The organism is Stenotrophomonas sp. STEN054 (assembly GCF_056854535.1).
The window spans coordinates 1-15,705 of record NZ_JBXFWG010000002.1 but is presented as its reverse complement, the minus strand read 5'-3'; the positions used below and the strand labels follow the sequence as shown (position 1 = coordinate 15,705).

Genomic DNA, 15,705 nt, shown 5'->3' with positions numbered 1-15,705 from the left:
ATGGCCAGGCAGATCCGTTCGATCACCCTCGGCCTGGCCTGGCGCCTGTTCCTGGCACAGGCGTTCACCGTGCTGTTCGCGGTGGTGGCGCTGATCCTGACCTGGGGTGACAAGGAATCCTGGGGCATGGACATGTTCACCGCCGAGGACGTCGCCAAGGCCGTGCACAGCCAGGGCGCGCACCTGGTGCTGGACGAGCCGCGCTGGCAGGCGTTGAACGCGCGCGCCGGTGGCAACCTGTGGTTCGTCGCCGTCGATGACCGCGGCATCTGGCTGGAGCGCGGCAAGGTGCCCGCGCTGCACGCACCGCTGCTGGCGCGGCTGCCGGCATTGGGGGCCACCGAAGTCGGATCGCTGGTGCCGCCCTACCTGGACGTGGCGCGGGTGATGGTGCGCATCGAGGATGGACGTCGCATCACCGTGATGGCCGGTGGCGCGCCGAAGGGCGGGCTGCTCGATGGCGCGCTGATGGTGCTGCGGCTGATCGGTTTCTGGTTCTTCCTGCCACTGATCGTGGTCACTCTGCTGGTGATGCCCACCGTCATCCATCGTGCGATGCGAGGGGTGCGCCGGCTGGCGCAGCAGGCCAAGGAGCTGGACATCGGCCAGCCCGGTGCGCGCCTGGACGAACAGCTGGTTTCCACCGAGGTCGCGCCCCTGGTGAGTGCCTTCAACGATGCCATCGACAAGGTGCAGCAGGGCTACGCCGCGCGCGACAAGTTCCTGGCCGATGCCGCGCACGAACTGCGCGTGCCGATCGCGGTTGTGCAGGCACGGCTGTCGCAGCTTCCGCAGGGTGAACTGAAGTCGCAGCTGCTGACCGACGTGGCGCGGCTGGGCAATGTGGCCGAGCACCTGCTCGACCTGCAGCGGCTGGACCGCAACGTCAGCACGCTGCAGCGGGTCGATCTGGCCCACGTGGTTCGTGAATCGGCGGCCGAGCTGGCACCGCTGGTGGTCGGCGCAGGGTATGGCTTCGAAGTGGATGCGCCGGAAGCAGCGGTCTGGATCCAGGGTGATGGTCTGGCGCTGGGCCGGGTGATGGCCAACCTGGTGCACAACGCCATCGTCCACGGTGGCGGCCGCGGCACCATCTGCGTGCGCCTGGATGCGCAGGGGCTGCTGGAGATCAGCGACCAGGGCGCGGGCGTGCCGGTGGGTGACCGCGAAGCGATCTTCGAACCCTTCCATCGCCTGCGTGCCGCCGGTAGTGGCAGCGGACTGGGGCTGCATCTGGTCAAGGAGATCGTGCAGCACCACGGTGGCACGGTCAGCGTGGCCGAAGCGGTCGGTGGTGGCGCCAGCTTCCGGGTCAACTTCCAGCGCGCCACCCTGCGCCGCTGAACCTGCCCACAGCAGCGCGCGGGTTTGCCTGATAGGCAGCCCTGCCGCCGCACGGCGACGCTGCGCCCATGCGCACCGTTGCCGTGGTTGCTCCCCTGCTGGGCCCTGCCTGTGCCGCCGGCCTGGTGCTGGGGGCGCTGGCGTGCGTGCTGCTGCCGGCATTGCCGCCGCGTTGGCTGTGTGTCGGCCTGGCGCTGCTGGCCCTGCCGGGTTGGGCGTGGCGGTGGCGCGGACGTGCGGCGGCCGCCGCCGTGTTCGGCCTGGCCTGGGCCGGCTGCCACGGGCACATGGCCCTGCAGCAGCAGGTGCCGGCGGCGGCGACGGCGCAGGATGTGCGGGTACGCGGGCGCATCGCCGACCTGCCGGTGCGACGCGATGACCACAGCCGTTTCCTGTTCGACGTGGCCGAGGCCGAAGGATGGCCGGCGCTGCAGGGGCGGCGCCTGCAGGTCAGCTGGCATGCGCCGCGTCGTTCCACGGTTCCCGATGCCCTGCGCGACACGCTGCACGCCGGTGCCCATTGGGAGCTGACGCTGCGCGTGCGGCCGCCGCGCTCACGGATCAATCCGGGGGGCTTTGATGCGGAACGCCATGCGCTGCTGCATGGCCTGGCTGGTAGTGCCAGCGTGCGCGATCCCGGAGGCGCACGACAGCTGCGCGTCGCCCATGGCCTGGCCGCCTGGCGCGAGCGTTGCAGTACCGCCATCGCGGCGCAGGTCGGCAGGCCCTCCGCTCGATTCGTCCAGGCCCTGGCGGTGGGCGATACCCGCGGCCTGACCGATGCCGACTGGGAGCAGCTGCGCGCGCTGGGCCTGACCCACCTGATCGCCATTTCCGGCTTCCACGTCGGTCTGGTGGCCGGCTTTGCGGCGCTGCTGTGCACGGGCCTGTGGGGGCTGTGGCCGGCATTGGCACGCGCCTGGCCGCGCCCGCAGGCCGCCGCCTGCGCCGCGGCGTTGGCGGCCGCGTTCTACACGCTGCTGGCGGGCAGCGAACTGCCCACCGTGCGCACCGCGCTGATGATCGCCGCGGTGGCACTGGCGCGGGCCAGCCGGCGGCCACTGGGCACGGCGCCGGCGTTGTCCCTGGCGGCCGCGCTGATGCTGCTGCCGGCTCCGCTGTCAGTGCTGTCGGCAGGCTTCTGGCTCAGTTTCGGTGGCGTGCTGTGGCTGCTGTGGTGCCTGCCGCAGCGGCCGCCGTCCGGCGTCGGCGGCATGCTGCGCGCGGCGCTGGCCGGGCAGGCCGTGGCCAGCGTGGCACTGCTGCCGCTGGCGGTGGTGCTGTTCGGCGGCACGTCGTGGCTGGGGCCGGTGATCAACCTGCCGGTCATTCCGTGGTGGAGCCTGCTGGTGGTGCCGCTGGCCCTGCTCGGTACCGGCCTGCAGGCGCTGCACGATGGGGCGGGGATGTGGCCGTGGCGCGCGGCGGCGTGGGTGTTCGATCTCAGCTGGGGGCTGCTGCAGCCCCTGGCGCAGCACCCGCAGGCGATGTGGTGGCTGCCGCAGGCGCCGGAATGGGCGCTCCCGGCGGCCCTTGCCGGGGTGTTCTGGTGGCTGCTGCCGCGAGGGGCAGGCGGCGGCCTGGCGGGCGCGCTGCTGTGCCTGCCGCTACTGTGGCCCGCCGCACCGGGGCCACGCCACGGCGAGCTGGAAGTGCTGGTGCACGATGTGGGGCAGGGCGCGGCGGTGCTGCTGCGCACCGCCACGCATGCGCTCTGGTACGACGCCGGCCCGCCGGCCGGGGAGGGCCGCGAGCGGGTGCTGCTGCCGGCTGTGCGCGCGCTGGGGCAGGCACCGCCAGCGCAGCTGCTGCTCAGCCACGACCATCTCGACCATGCGGGCGCTCTGCCGGCCCTGCGCCGGGCACTTCCAGGGCTGCAGGTGCTGGCACCGCCGGGCAGCCAGGTCGAGGGCGCGCAGCCCTGCGTGAAGGGCCTGCGCTGGCAGTGGGACGGGGTGGATTTCCAGGTGCTGCATCCGCCGGCCGATGGCAGCGAACGTGACAACGAGGCCAGCTGCGTGCTGCGGGTGGCCGGTGCCCACGGGGTCGTGCTGCTGCCCGGCGACATCGGCGCCCGGGCCGAACAGCAGCTGCTGCAGGCGCAGGCGGCGGCCATGCGCGCCGACGTGGTGCTGGTGCCACACCATGGCAGTGGCGGCAGCTCGACGGCGGCCTGGGTGGCGGCCGTGTCGCCCCGGCTGGCGCTGGTCTCGGCCGGCCACCAGAACCGCTTCGGCCACCCGAAACGTGACGTAGTCCTGCGCTGGCGGGCCGTGGGTGCCGAGGTGCTGGCCACGGCCGACGCCGGCGCGATCCGCGTATGGCTTGGTGCACAAGGGCTGCAGGTGCGTGAACAGCGTGTCCACGCGGCCCGGTGGTGGGATGCCGCTGGGCGGGCACGGTCGGCTGCTATCCTATCGCCGATCAAACAAGCGGCCGTTGGGCCGGAGGGTTGAAACGTGTGGGAACTGGTCAAGGCCGGTGGCTGGCCGATGGTGCCGCTGCTGCTGTTGGGCGTACTGGCTTTGGCGATCGTCCTGGAGCGTTTCTGGTCCCTGCGGCGCAATGAGGTGCTGCCGCCTGGCCTCGGCCAGGAAGTGCGCAACTGGGCTGCCCGCGGCAAGCTCGACCCGGCCCACCTGCAGACCCTGCGGGCGAACTCGCCGCTGGGCGCGCTGCTGGCCGCGGCGCTGGAAGCCCGCAACCGCCCGCGCGACCAGATCCGCGAGCGCATCGAGGACACCGGCCGCCACCTGGTCCACCGCATGGAGCGTTTCCTCAACGCGCTGGGCACCATCGCCTCGGCCGGCCCGCTGCTGGGCCTGCTCGGCACGGTCATCGGCATGATCCAGATGTTCCTGGGCATCCTCGACCACGGCGTCGGTGATGTGAACCAGCTGGCCGGCGGCATCGGCAAGGCGCTGGTGTGCACCGCCACCGGCATGATCGTGGCCATCCCGGCGCTGATGTTCCATCGCTTCTTCAAGGGCCGCATCCACGGCTATGTGGTGGAGATGGAACAGGAAGCCAGCGCCCTGCTGGACACGCTGGACGGCCGCCCGGGGGTAATGAACGGCGCACCGACGCCGCGTGCCGCCGCACCTGCCACGGCCAAGGCCTGATCGATGCGCATCGGCAACGACCGATCCCAGGATGAACCGCATATCGATCTGGTTCCGCTGATCGACGTCATCCTGGTCCTGATCATCTTCTTCGTGGTCACCACCACGTTCGATGCGCGCTCGACGCTGCAGGTGCAGCTGCCGACCGCCAGCGACCAGCAGACCAATGAGCCGCCGCGTTCGCTCAGCGTGCTGATCAACGCCGACGGCCGCTACTTCGTCAACGACCAGGAAGTGCTGCGCACCGACGTCGAGTCGGTCAAGCAGATCATTGCTGCGGTGGCCGGTACCGACCGCGAGCAGACCGTGCTGCTGCGCGCCGACGCGCGCACTCCCTACCAGGCCGTGGTCACCGCGCAGGATGCGCTGGGCCAGCTCGGCTTCCGCCGTATCGCAATCGCAACAGCGCCAGAGGTGCGTCCATGAGTTCCAATCACGCGCCGGTGTGGCCGATCTACAAACGCCTGCTCGGCTATACCCGGGCCTACTGGGTGTTCATGGTGGCCGCCGTCATCGCGATGGTGGTCGAGGCCCTGGCCGGCTACCACTTCACCAAGCTGATGGAACCGCTGGTCAACCGCGGCTTCGTCAACCCCGAGCCGCGCATGGCGGTGATCCTGCCGCTGACCATCCTCGGCCTGTTCCTGATGCGCAGCCTGGCCACCTGGGTCAGCGACTACACGCTGGCCAAGACCGGCCGCAGCGTGGTCCGCGACCTGCGTGAGCAGATCCTGGAAAAGTACCTGCACCTGCCGTCCTCGCACTTCGATACCGAAGCGACGCCGGTGATGGTCAGTCGCCTGAACTTCGACACCGAGCAGGTCACCCAGGCCAGCGCCGACGCGCTGAAGACCGTGGTGGCCGACACCCTGACCATCATCGCCATGCTGGTGGTGATGCTGCAGATGAGCGTCAAGGTGACCCTGGCCATGCTGCTGGTGGTGCCGCTGATCGGTGCCATCGTCTCCTACGTGGGCAAGCGCTACCGGCGCATCAGCCGCGGCATCCAGGACGGCATGGGGACCATGGCGCAGACCGCCGAGCAGTCGCTGGCCGCGCAGCAGGAAGTGAAGGTGCACGGCACCCAGCAGCACGAGATCAGCCGCTATTCGCGCCTGGCCAACCGCATGCTGGCGCTGAACATGAAGGTCGAAGTGACCCGCGCTGCAGCGTCGAGCGTGGTCCAGTTCCTGGCCGCGCTGGCGCTAGCGGTCATCGTCTGGGTGTCCACCCGCGAAGCGCTGGCCGGCAAACTCAACGCCGGCCAGTTCATGGGCCTGATGACCTCGATGATGGCCATCATTCCCTCGCTGCGCCGCCTGACCAGCGTGCAGACCTCGATCTCGCGCGGCGTGGCCGCCGCCGAGCGGCTGTTCGGCATCATCGACATGCCGGTCGAGCGCGACGCAGGCCGCACGCCGCTGCAGCGCGCCCGCGGCGAACTGGCCTTCGAGCACGTCATGCTGCGCTACCGCGCCGACAGCGGCATCGCCCTGGACGACATCAGCTTCGTCGCCCGGCCCGGTACGGTCACCGCCATCGTCGGTCGTTCCGGCAGCGGCAAGACCAGCCTGATCCGCCTGGTGCCGCGCTTCTACGAGCCCAACGGTGGCCTCATCACCCTCGATGGCGTGGCCCTGGATGACTATCCGCTGGCCGACCTGCGCCGCCAGGTGGCCATCGTCGGGCAGAAGGTCATGCTATTCGACGACACCATCGCCGCCAACATCGCCTATGGCATGGACGCGACCGATGAACAGATCCGTGCCGCGGCCGAAGCGGCCAACGCCTGGGAGTTCATCGCGCGCATGCCGCAGCAGCTGCAGACCCCGGTGGGCGAGAACGGCGCGCTGCTGTCCGGTGGCCAGCGCCAGCGTCTGGCGATCGCCCGCGCGATCCTGCGCGACGCGCCGATCCTGATCCTGGACGAAGCCACTGCCGCGCTGGACAACGAATCCGAACGCCTGGTGCAGGACGCACTGCAGCGCCTGATGCCCGAACGCACCACCCTGGTGATCGCGCACCGCCTGTCCACCATCGAGCACGCCGACCAGGTGCTGGTGATGGACCATGGCCGCATCGTCGAGCGTGGCACCCACAAGGAGCTGCTGGAAATGGGTGGCCTGTACCAGCACCTGCACAGCATGCAGTTCCGCGAAAGGCAGGACTGATGGCAGGCAAGGGTACCCAGACCCCGCCGTACTGGTACGATGGCAGCCCGGTTCCATTGCCGATGCGGCTGCTGGCGCCGGTCTATGCCGGCGTGGCCGCGCTGCGCCGGCGGCTGTACCGCAAGGGCTGGTTCAAGCGGCATGCGCTGTCGGTGCCAGTCATCGTGGTCGGCAACATCACCGCCGGTGGCACCGGCAAGACGCCGCTGACCATCGCCCTGGTCGAGCGCCTGCGCGCGGCCGGCTGGAAGCCGGGCGTGGCCAGCCGCGGTTATGGTCGCGAAGAAGCGGACAAGGCGCGCTGGGTCGAAGCGGATACGTCCACCGCGCTGGGCGGTGACGAACCGGTGCTGATCGCGTGGAAGACCGGCGTGCCGGTGCGCGTGGACAGCGACCGCGTGGCGGCCGGCAAGGCCCTGATCGCGGCCGGCTGCGATGTCATCGTCTGCGATGACGGCCTGCAGCATTACCGGCTGCAGCGCGACATCGAGATCGAGGTCATCGACGCGCAGCGCCGCTACGGCAACGGCCGGATGATTCCCGCAGGGCCGTTGCGCGAGCCGGTCAGCCGTGCCGACGAATGTGATTTCCGCGTGGTCAATCTCGGCCAGGCCGATGAGGTCACCGCCGCCCAGGCCTGCGGTTTCGGCCAGTGGCCGATGGCGCTGCACATCGAAAGCGCGCAGCCCTTGCCGGGTGGGCGTCCGCGCCCGTTGGCCCATTTCTCGGGCCAGCGCGTGCATGCCGTGGCCGGCATCGCCAACCCGCAGCGCTTCTTCGACATGCTGCGTGCGCGCGGCATCGGCGTGGTGCCGCATGCCTTCGCCGACCACCAGGTCTACCAGCCGCAGGACCTGTCCTTCGGCAGCCAGCTGCCGGTGCTGATGACCGAGAAGGACGCGGTGAAGTGCCGCGCCTTCGGCAACGACTGGCATTACGCGGTGCCGCTGCGCGCCGAACTGCCGGCCGCCTTCTGGGTGGCGCTGACCGACCGCCTGGACAAGCTGCGCCCGAACTGAGCGGCCGCGCGGCGCTTGCAATCGCCCGCCGCCGGCCGCATTCCCGTTGTATCGCGCCTGCCGAGTGCCGCTTGCATGACTGAATTCGTTGTCGCCATTCCAGCCCGTTACGCCGCCTCGCGGCTGCCGGGCAAACCGCTCCGCCCGCTGGGCGGTGAGCCACTGGTGCTGCACGTGGCACGCCGCGCGCTGCTGGCCGGCGCCCGTGAGGTCTGGGTGGCTACCGATGACACCCGCATTGCCGATGCCCTGGATGGCCTGGCCGAAGTGAAGGTGGCCATGACTGCGGTCAGCCACGCCTCCGGCACCGACCGCCTGGCCGAATGCGCGCGCATCGCCGGCTGGTCCGACGAAACCGTGGTGGTCAACCTGCAGGGCGATGAACCGTTTGCCCCGGCGGCCGGCATCCGTGCCGTGGCACAGGCGCTGGTCGAGGGCGAGGCGCCTATGTCGACCCTGGCCACCCCCGTCGAGGATGCCGAGACCCTGTTCGACCCGAACGTGGTCAAGCTGGTGCGCAACGTGCGCAACGAGGCGATGTATTTCAGCCGCGCGCCGATCGCCTGGCACCGCGACGGCTTCGCGCGCAGCCGCGAAGTCTTGCCGGAAGGTCATCGCTGGCTGCGCCATATCGGCATCTACGGCTATCGCGCCGGCTTCCTGCAGCAGATCGCGGCGATGCCGCCGGGCCAGCTGGAGCAGGTCGAGGCGCTGGAACAGCTGCGCGTGCTGGAAGCCGGTTTCCCGATCAGCGTGGCGATCTCGCCCGAAGCCTTCCCGCCGGGCATCGATACGCCCGAAGACCTGGCCCGCGCCGAAGCCCTGCTGCAGTCCATGGTCGCGCGATGAACCTGCTGGTCGTCTGCCTGGGCAACATCTGCCGCTCGCCGATGGCAGAGGGCGCCCTGCGTGCCCGACTGCAGGCCTCGCCGCTGGCCGACCGGGTGCAGGTCGACTCGGCCGGCACCGGCGACTGGCACGTGGGCGAAGCACCTGACCGCCGCGCCATTGCCTGTGCCGACCGCCACGGCGTGGATATCGGTGGCCTGCGTGCGCGCCAACTGCGGGCGGGGGATTTCGAACGCTTCGACTGGATCCTCTGCGCCGACGAGGCCAACCTGCGCGACGCCGCACGGCTGGCCACGGCCGCCCAGCGCGAACGCCTGTCGCTGTACCTGCCGTGGTCGGGCGGGCGGGGCGAGCGGGCCATCCCCGACCCCTATACCGGCGGCCAGGATCATTTCGAACAGGTCTGGGCGATGGTGGACCAGGCCGCGCAACGGACCGTGGCACGACTGTTGCATGACGCCGAGTCCGGCATAATCAGGCCATGAACGCACAGCCCGTCCAGGACCTGCCCGAGTTTGCCACCTGGCTCAATGCCGCCCCCTGCACCCTGACCGAGCTGCGTGGCCGGCCGGTCGCGCTGCTGTTCGTCAATGCCGCATCGGCCTGGAGCATGCAGCGGCTGGCCGAGTTCGGCCAATGGCTGTCACGCAACCCGGGTCGCCTGCAGCCGTTGGTGCTGCACGTGCCGCGCTTTGATTTCGAACGCGACGCAGGCGCTGCGCTGAAGCTGCTGCGCAGGCAGGGGCTGTCGATGCCGGCGCTGCTCGATGCCGACTGGGATGGCTGGCGCCGCTTCGGTGTCACGGCCTGGCCGACCGTCATCCTGCTCGACGCGCACGGGCGCGAACAGCAGCGCCTGGTGGGCCTGGGCGCACCCGGTGAGCTGGAACGCGCCTTGAACGATCTCTGCGAAGGTGCGCCGCCGGCGCCGTCGCGCGGGGGCAGCGAGCTGCATCCCGAACTGCCGCATCCGCTGCGTTTCCCGGCCGGCCTGGCGGTCAACCGGGATCGCCTGTACATCGCCGACAGCGGTCGCCATCGTATTCTCGAGTGCAGCCACGGCGGGCGCGTGCTGCGCCAGTTCGGGCTGGGTACTGCTGATTTCATGGATGGCAACCTGGCCGAAGCGGCGTTCCATCGCCCGCAGGGGCTGGTGCTCGAGCGCGAGTCGCTGTACGTGGCCGATACCGGCAACCACGCGGTGCGCCGCATCAACCTGTCGACCGGACAGGTCGACACGCTGTGCGGCAACGGCCGCCCCGGCACGCCGGTCGAAGGGCCGGTGGCGCAGGCGCGGCAGGTGGCACTGGACAATCCGGTCGGCCTGGCGATCGCCGATAACCAGCTGCATATCGCCATGGCCGGCGACAACCGCCTGTGGAGCTTCCACCTCGGCCTGCGCAGCCTGCAATGGCGCGCAGGCAGCGGTGCCATCGACGAGCGCGACGGCAGTGGCCACATGGCCGCCTTCGCCCAGCCCACCGGCCTGGCGGTGGTGCAGCAGGTGCTGTACGTGGCCGATGCGCTGGGCTCGTCGATCCGTGCGGTCCAGCTGCGTGGTGACCTCGTGCAGACCCTGGTCGGGCAGGGCGCCTGGCGCTTCGGCGCCGACGATGGCCCGCGCGGGCAGGCCAGCCTGCAGTATCCGCAGGCCATCGCATTGAGCCCGGACGCACCCGTGCTGTGGATCGCCGACACCGGCAACGGCCGCCTGCGCACGCTGCGACTGGGCGGCGGCGATCTGGTTACCCAGCCGCTGCCGCGCCGCCTGCATGGCCCGGCCGGCCTGGCGGTGGGTGCCGGTGCGGTCTGGATCGCCGAGACGGACGCGCACGCGGTGCTGCGTTTCGACCCCGACAGCGGCGTGCTCAGCGAAGTGCCGATCAGCGAATGACCGACGTCACCTCCCCGGCCTTCGACGGCAAGGCCTTCGCGGCCCAGTTGAGTACCGCACCCGGCGTCTACCGCATGTACGCGGCCGACGACACGCTGCTGTACGTGGGCAAGGCGCGCGCGCTGCGCAACCGCGTCGGCAGCTACTTCAACGGCAGCCCGAAGAACGCGCGCATCATGTCGATGCTCTCGCAGATCGCGCGCATGGACGTGACGGTCACGCGCTCGGAAGGCGAAGCTTTGCTGCTGGAAAACCAGCTGATCAAATCCCTGTCGCCGCGCTACAACGTGTCCCTGCGCGACGACAAGACCTACCCGCATGTGCTGCTGACCCGCGAGGACTGGCCGCGCATCGCCCTGCACCGCGGCCCGCGCGCCATTCCCGGGCGCTACTTCGGGCCGTACCCGGGCGTGACTGCGGTACGCGAAACGCTGAACCTGATGCACAAGCTGTTCAAGCTGCGCAGCTGCGAGGACAGCGTGTTCCGCAACCGTTCGCGGCCATGCCTGCAGTATCAGATCGGCCGTTGCAGTGCGCCCTGCGTGGACCTGGTGCCGGCGCCGGAGTATGCCGAATCGGTGCGTCGCGCCACGCTGTTCCTGGAAGGCAAGAGCGATGAGCTGACCCGTGAGCTGGGCGAGCAGATGCAGGGCGCCAGCGAGGCGCTGGAGTTCGAGAAGGCCGCCCGCCTGCGCGATCTCATCGCTTCGCTGCGCAGCATGCAGACCCGCCAGTATGTGGATGGCCGCGCCGCCGACCTCGACGTGCTGGCCGTGGCCATGCACGGCACGCAGGCCTGCGTGCTGCTGCTGGCCTTCCGCGATGGACGCAACCTCGGCACCCGCCCGTTCTTCCCGCGCACCAATGGTGAGGACAGCCCGGAAGAAGTGCTGGCCGCGTTCGTGTCGCAGTACTACATCGAGTTCGAGCCGCCGCGCGAGATCCTGCTGGACCGGCAGATTCCCGACGCCGACCTGCTGGTGGCCGCGCTCTCCGCCTCGGCCGAGCGCAAGGTGCAGCTGAAGTGGAACGTGCGTGGCGAGCGCGCCGGCTACCTGGAGCTGGCCAGCCGCAACGCCCAGTTGACCCTGGCCACCGAACTCAACAGCCGCAATGCGCAGCACGCGCGCAGCGAAGCCCTGCGCGAAATGCTGGGCCTGGCCGAACCGGTCAAGCGGGTGGAATGCTTCGACATCAGCCACACCATGGGCGAAGCCACCGTGGCCTCGTGCGTGGTATTCGATGCCGCCGGCCCGGTGCGCGCGCAGTACCGCCGCTACAACATCAGCGGCATCGAGCCCGGCGATGATTACGCGGCCATGCACCAGGCCATCGACCGCCGCTTCCGCCGCGCCGTGGAAGAGCAGGGCGTGCTGCCCGACGTGCTGCTGATCGATGGTGGCGCCGGCCAGCTCGCCCAGGCACAGGCTGCCCTGGCCGACCTGGGCGTGGAAGGCGTGCTGCTGGTAGGCGTGGCCAAGGGTGTGGAGCGCCGCGCCGGCCACGAAGCGCTGGTGATGCCGGATGGCCGCGAGCTGCGCCCGGGTGCAGCCAATCCTGCGCTGCAGTTCATCCAGCAGGTGCGCGACGAAGCGCACCGCTTCGCCATCACCGGACATCGGGGCCGCCGCCAGAAGGCCCGGATGACCAGCAAGCTGGAAGATATCCCCGGTATCGGCCCGCGCCGGCGCGCCAGCCTGCTCAAGCATTTCGGTGGCCTGGTCGGCCTGAAAGCCGCCGGTGAAGCCGAAATCGCCAAGGTCGAGGGTATCAATGACGCCCTCGCTGCACGCATCTACGCTAACCTGCATGGGTTGGCCACGCCTGACCCGGCCGAGTAGAGAGAGAAGCAAGCCGCATGAAGTTGACCCTGCCCACCTGGCTGACGTTGTTGCGGATCGTGATGATCCCGGTGCTGGTGCTGGTGTTCTACCTGCCCTACACCTGGACCAATTTCGCGTCCGCAGCGATCTTCGGCCTGGCCGCGATCACCGACTGGCTCGATGGCTGGATCGCACGTCGGTACAGGCTGGAATCGGCGTTCGGCGCCTTCCTCGATCCGGTGGCGGACAAACTGATGGTGGCGGTGGCGCTGTTCCTCATTGTGCAGGGCCACCCGACGCCGTGGATGGCGTTCTGGGCGGCGGTGATCGTCGGCCGCGAAATCGCGGTGTCGGCGCTGCGCGAGTGGATGGCCGAGCTGGGCCAGCGCGCCAAGGTGCGCGTGGCCATGATCGGCAAGGTCAAGACCACCGCGCAGATGGTCGCGTTGCTGTGCCTGCTGTATTCGGTGGCACCGAACGTGCCGGTCAATGACATCTGGATGGGCCCGCCGGTGTTCCATATCGGCGACTGGACCCTGGCCATTGCCGCCGTGCTGACCCTGTGGTCGGGCCTGCAATACCTGCATGCCGCCTGGCCGAGCCTGCGCGAAGACGAGCGCGCCGCGCGCGAGCGTTCGCGGCAGAAGAAGCTGGGCAACTGAGCCCCGGGGTCGGATCCCTTTCCGCAGGAAAGGGCTCTGACCCCTCGGTTGAAGCCATCCACGCATGGCGTGGATCTACCGGATCGGGATGCCCGCATCCACGCATGGCGTGCATCTACTGGTGGATCTACCGACACATCGCGCGGCAGTAGTTCCACGCCATGCGTGGATACGCCATGCCGAGGCACCGCGAAATCCCCCTGAAAAAACCGCTTGACGCCATTCCCAGAACAGGTAGAATTTCGCCTCCCAAGCGGGAATAGCTCAGTTGGTAGAGCGCAACCTTGCCAAGGTTGAGGTCGCGAGTTCGAGTCTCGTTTCCCGCTCCAGGTTCAAGAAAAGCGCTCCCGCAAGGGAGCGTTTTTCGTTGTGCGAAGCGACGCTTCATCCCCGCTTCACCGCCACCCCATCGCCCCGCCACGCGCACCGGCGACGCTGCAACACCGTTACAACCGGTGATGCCGCGATGTCCCGCATATCCTCTGCCTACGACCACGATCTGGTCATCGTCGGCGCAAGCTTCGCCGGTGCAGCCTGCGCATTGGCCTCCGCGCAATATGGCTTGCGCGTCTGCGTGCTCGAGCGCAAGGCAGATCCGGGCGAGCGCCTGCACACCACCGGCATCGTGGTGAAGGAAGCGATGGAGCAGACCTGGCTGGGGCGCATGCCCGAGCATCTGCTGCAGCGTGTCGCCCGCGTGCGGCTGTACGCGCCGAATCTGCGCAGCGTGCAGCTGGCCGCGCCCGGGTATTACTTCCTCACCACCGACACCCCGAACCTGATGCGCTGGCTGGCCGACGAACTGCGTGCCGGCGGCGTTGATCTGCGCCTGCAGCAGTCCTTCAGTAATGCTGAGGCCGCTGGCGATGGCTGGCAGGTGGAGGGCGCAGGGCGCTGCGCTTATCTGGTCGGTGCCGATGGGGCGCGATCACGTGTCGCCCGGCGAACCGGCCTGGGCCAGGTGCGCGATAACCTCTACGGCGTCGAGCGCGAGTTCGATGGCCTGCAGTTGCCGCAGGGCGATGCGCTGCACTGCTTCGTCAGCAAGCGTTACGCACCGGGCTATATCGGCTGGGTCGCGCAGAATCCTACGGGCGTGCAGGTCGGTCTCGCCCTGCGCCATGATCCGACGCAGGCGCGGGTGCCGGATATCGATGGCTTCATCGAACATGTGCGCGACATCGTCGGCATCCCACCGTCCTTGCAGGCGTCATCCACCCGCGCAGGGCTGGTGCCCTGCGGCCTTCCGGATGGACCGATCACCGGCCACCGCCTGATCCTGACGGGGGATGCGGCCGGCATCGTCTCGCCGCTGTCGGCCGGCGGCATCCACTCGTCGTGGCGGCATGGCTGGGCGGTCGGCGATGCCATCGGCCTGCACCTGCGTGGCCAGGGCCCTGCCGCCGAGCAGGTGGCGCGGCGGGTGGCGCCAACTTTCCGCCGCAAACGCCTGCTGCGCTGGGCAATGGACCATCTGCAGCTGGACTGGCCGCTCAACGCGCTGCTGCGTACCGCCGCGACGCGGCGCGTGGCCGAGCAGGTCTACTTCCACCGGCGCGGGGTGCGGGCCTGACCGCCAAGCTGAACGACGCAGTGCAGACGCCCCGAAAAAATCCAGTTGACGCCGTGCAGCAATATCGACACAATAGCGCTCCTTCGACGCAGGTCGAACGGAATCTGCGGGAATAGCTCAGTTGGTAGAGCGCAACCTTGCCAAGGTTGAGGTCGCGAGTTCGAGTCTCGTTTCCCGCTCCAGATTGCAGAAAAACGCTCCCGGAAGGGGGCGTTTTTCGTTCAGGCCTTCGCGCGGTTGCGAACCGCCTGCCAGACAGTGACTGCCGATACCGCAAGCAGCACCAGCAACAGGGTAAGGTCCGCCAGCAGCAACCACAGCAGGTGGGTGCCGTAGACCGGGCCCTGATGCATCGCGCCCATCCCGAACGGCACGGACCAGGCCAGCAGAAGCGCGAAGGAGATCAGCAGGCGCAGCCAGGAGCGTTTCCATCGTGGCTGCGCGATCAGTGCGATGACGGCAATTTCCACGGTTCCGATGAACGCAAAGGTGGCCACCGTGCCGATCGGGTAGGGCAAGGTGGCGCCAGGTTCCAGTGCGCGCTGCATCCAGTAGTCGGGCCGGGTGCCGGCGTGGATCAGGGCAGCCATCAACAGCGCCCAGATCGTCGCCACGCTAAGCCAGTAAAAGCGGGTGTTGCGATCAGTCATGCGTGAGCTCCTTGCGCGTGCTGCAGGCCGTGGCGCGAGCGGCAAAGCGCTCGCTTGCGGCGATCGCGGCCAGTGCAAACGCGACAGGACCTACGATGAAGTACAACATGCGCAGCGGGTTGTTGTGCATCAGCGTCCAGGCCGCGAATGCGAGCGGGATGGCCAGCACAAACAATTTCGCTGCCAACGGCCGCAGTACGCCGATCAACGGCTGTGCGCCGAGGAACAGCACGAACGCGTAGTACTGCGCCAGGCCCAGGCCGATGTTGCCGTGCGAGCTGAATCCGGCATGGTCGCGATACCAGTTCATGCCCAGTGGCATCAGCGTCGAGTAGAGCGCGGCCACCAGCAGGTGCAGCAGCAGGGAGATCAGCAGGGATTTGCCGTGCAGAAACATGGGCCAATGCGTCCGGGCGGGGCAGGTTACCCCACCGCGCAAGGCCCGGATCGCGGTGCGTGAATACTGTTGACGGCGTGAAGGAATTTGGACACAATAGCGCTCCTTCGACGCAGGTCGAACGGAATCTGCGGGAATAGCTCAGTTGGTAGAGCGCAACCTTGCCAAGGTTGAGGTCGCGAGTTCGAGTCTCGTTTCCCG

The 15,705-nt window shown here is 69.0% G+C and carries 14 protein-coding genes and 2 tRNA genes; 14 read left to right on the top strand and 2 right to left on the bottom strand.

Annotated features, from left to right (window positions below; all coding sequences use genetic code 11):
- From AC1VXD_RS00930 to AC1VXD_RS00865, 14 genes are all read left to right on the top strand, one after another.
- Complete coding sequence (locus AC1VXD_RS00930; RefSeq protein ID WP_482990432.1) at positions 1 to 1,344, top strand: sensor histidine kinase; 1,344 nt, start codon at positions 1 to 3, stop codon at positions 1,342 to 1,344.
- 68 nt (positions 1,345 to 1,412) lie between these two features.
- Positions 1,413 to 3,800, top strand: a complete 2,388-nt coding sequence (locus tag AC1VXD_RS00925; RefSeq protein WP_482990431.1) for a DNA internalization-related competence protein ComEC/Rec2 — start codon at positions 1,413 to 1,415, stop codon at positions 3,798 to 3,800.
- Positions 3,801 to 3,803: 3 nt separating this feature from the next.
- Entirely contained in the window at positions 3,804 to 4,466 is a 663-nt protein-coding gene (locus tag AC1VXD_RS00920) for a MotA/TolQ/ExbB proton channel family protein (RefSeq protein WP_482990430.1), read from the top strand.
- 3 nt (positions 4,467 to 4,469) lie between these two features.
- Positions 4,470 to 4,892, top strand: a complete 423-nt coding sequence (locus tag AC1VXD_RS00915; protein WP_108768413.1) for an ExbD/TolR family protein — start codon at positions 4,470 to 4,472, stop codon at positions 4,890 to 4,892.
- Entirely contained in the window at positions 4,889 to 6,637 is a 1,749-nt protein-coding gene (gene msbA, locus AC1VXD_RS00910; protein WP_482990429.1) for a lipid A export permease/ATP-binding protein MsbA, read from the top strand. Before AC1VXD_RS00915 ends, msbA begins: the two co-directional genes overlap by 4 nt.
- Positions 6,637 to 7,656: a tetraacyldisaccharide 4'-kinase gene (gene lpxK / locus AC1VXD_RS00905; protein ID WP_482990428.1), complete on the top strand. Its 1,020-nt coding sequence runs from the start codon at positions 6,637 to 6,639 to the stop codon at positions 7,654 to 7,656. The genes msbA and lpxK overlap by 1 nt, the downstream gene beginning before the upstream one ends.
- A gap of 75 nt (positions 7,657 to 7,731) precedes the next feature.
- Positions 7,732 to 8,505, top strand: a complete 774-nt coding sequence (gene kdsB, locus AC1VXD_RS00900; RefSeq protein WP_482990427.1) for a 3-deoxy-manno-octulosonate cytidylyltransferase — start codon at positions 7,732 to 7,734, stop codon at positions 8,503 to 8,505.
- Positions 8,502 to 8,990, top strand: coding sequence for a low molecular weight protein-tyrosine-phosphatase (locus AC1VXD_RS00895; RefSeq protein WP_482990426.1), 489 nt, complete (start codon positions 8,502 to 8,504; stop codon positions 8,988 to 8,990). Before kdsB ends, AC1VXD_RS00895 begins: the two co-directional genes overlap by 4 nt.
- The gene (locus tag AC1VXD_RS00890) at positions 8,987 to 10,399 is read left to right on the top strand and encodes a hypothetical protein (RefSeq protein ID WP_482990425.1); all 1,413 of its coding nucleotides are present in this window, start codon (positions 8,987 to 8,989) and stop codon (positions 10,397 to 10,399) included. The genes AC1VXD_RS00895 and AC1VXD_RS00890 overlap by 4 nt, the downstream gene beginning before the upstream one ends.
- The gene (gene uvrC / locus AC1VXD_RS00885; protein WP_482990424.1) at positions 10,396 to 12,240 is read left to right on the top strand and encodes an excinuclease ABC subunit UvrC; all 1,845 of its coding nucleotides are present in this window, start codon (positions 10,396 to 10,398) and stop codon (positions 12,238 to 12,240) included. Before AC1VXD_RS00890 ends, uvrC begins: the two co-directional genes overlap by 4 nt.
- A gap of 17 nt (positions 12,241 to 12,257) precedes the next feature.
- The gene (pgsA, locus tag AC1VXD_RS00880; RefSeq protein WP_150453623.1) at positions 12,258 to 12,884 is read left to right on the top strand and encodes a CDP-diacylglycerol--glycerol-3-phosphate 3-phosphatidyltransferase; all 627 of its coding nucleotides are present in this window, start codon (positions 12,258 to 12,260) and stop codon (positions 12,882 to 12,884) included.
- A gap of 253 nt (positions 12,885 to 13,137) precedes the next feature.
- Positions 13,138 to 13,213, top strand: a tRNA-Gly gene (locus AC1VXD_RS00875).
- Positions 13,214 to 13,350: 137 nt separating this feature from the next.
- Positions 13,351 to 14,457: an NAD(P)/FAD-dependent oxidoreductase gene (locus tag AC1VXD_RS00870; RefSeq protein ID WP_482990423.1), complete on the top strand. Its 1,107-nt coding sequence runs from the start codon at positions 13,351 to 13,353 to the stop codon at positions 14,455 to 14,457.
- 106 nt (positions 14,458 to 14,563) lie between these two features.
- Positions 14,564 to 14,639, top strand: a tRNA-Gly gene (locus AC1VXD_RS00865).
- A 39-nt stretch (positions 14,640 to 14,678) separates the two neighbouring features.
- Here the strand turns inward: AC1VXD_RS00865 and AC1VXD_RS00860 are convergent.
- Complete coding sequence (locus AC1VXD_RS00860) at positions 14,679 to 15,107, bottom strand: hypothetical protein (protein ID WP_482990422.1); 429 nt, start codon at positions 15,105 to 15,107, stop codon at positions 14,679 to 14,681.
- Complete coding sequence (locus tag AC1VXD_RS00855; RefSeq protein WP_482990421.1) at positions 15,100 to 15,504, bottom strand: hypothetical protein; 405 nt, start codon at positions 15,502 to 15,504, stop codon at positions 15,100 to 15,102. Before AC1VXD_RS00855 ends, AC1VXD_RS00860 begins: the two co-directional genes overlap by 8 nt.
- Positions 15,505 to 15,705: the final 201 nt, after the last annotated feature.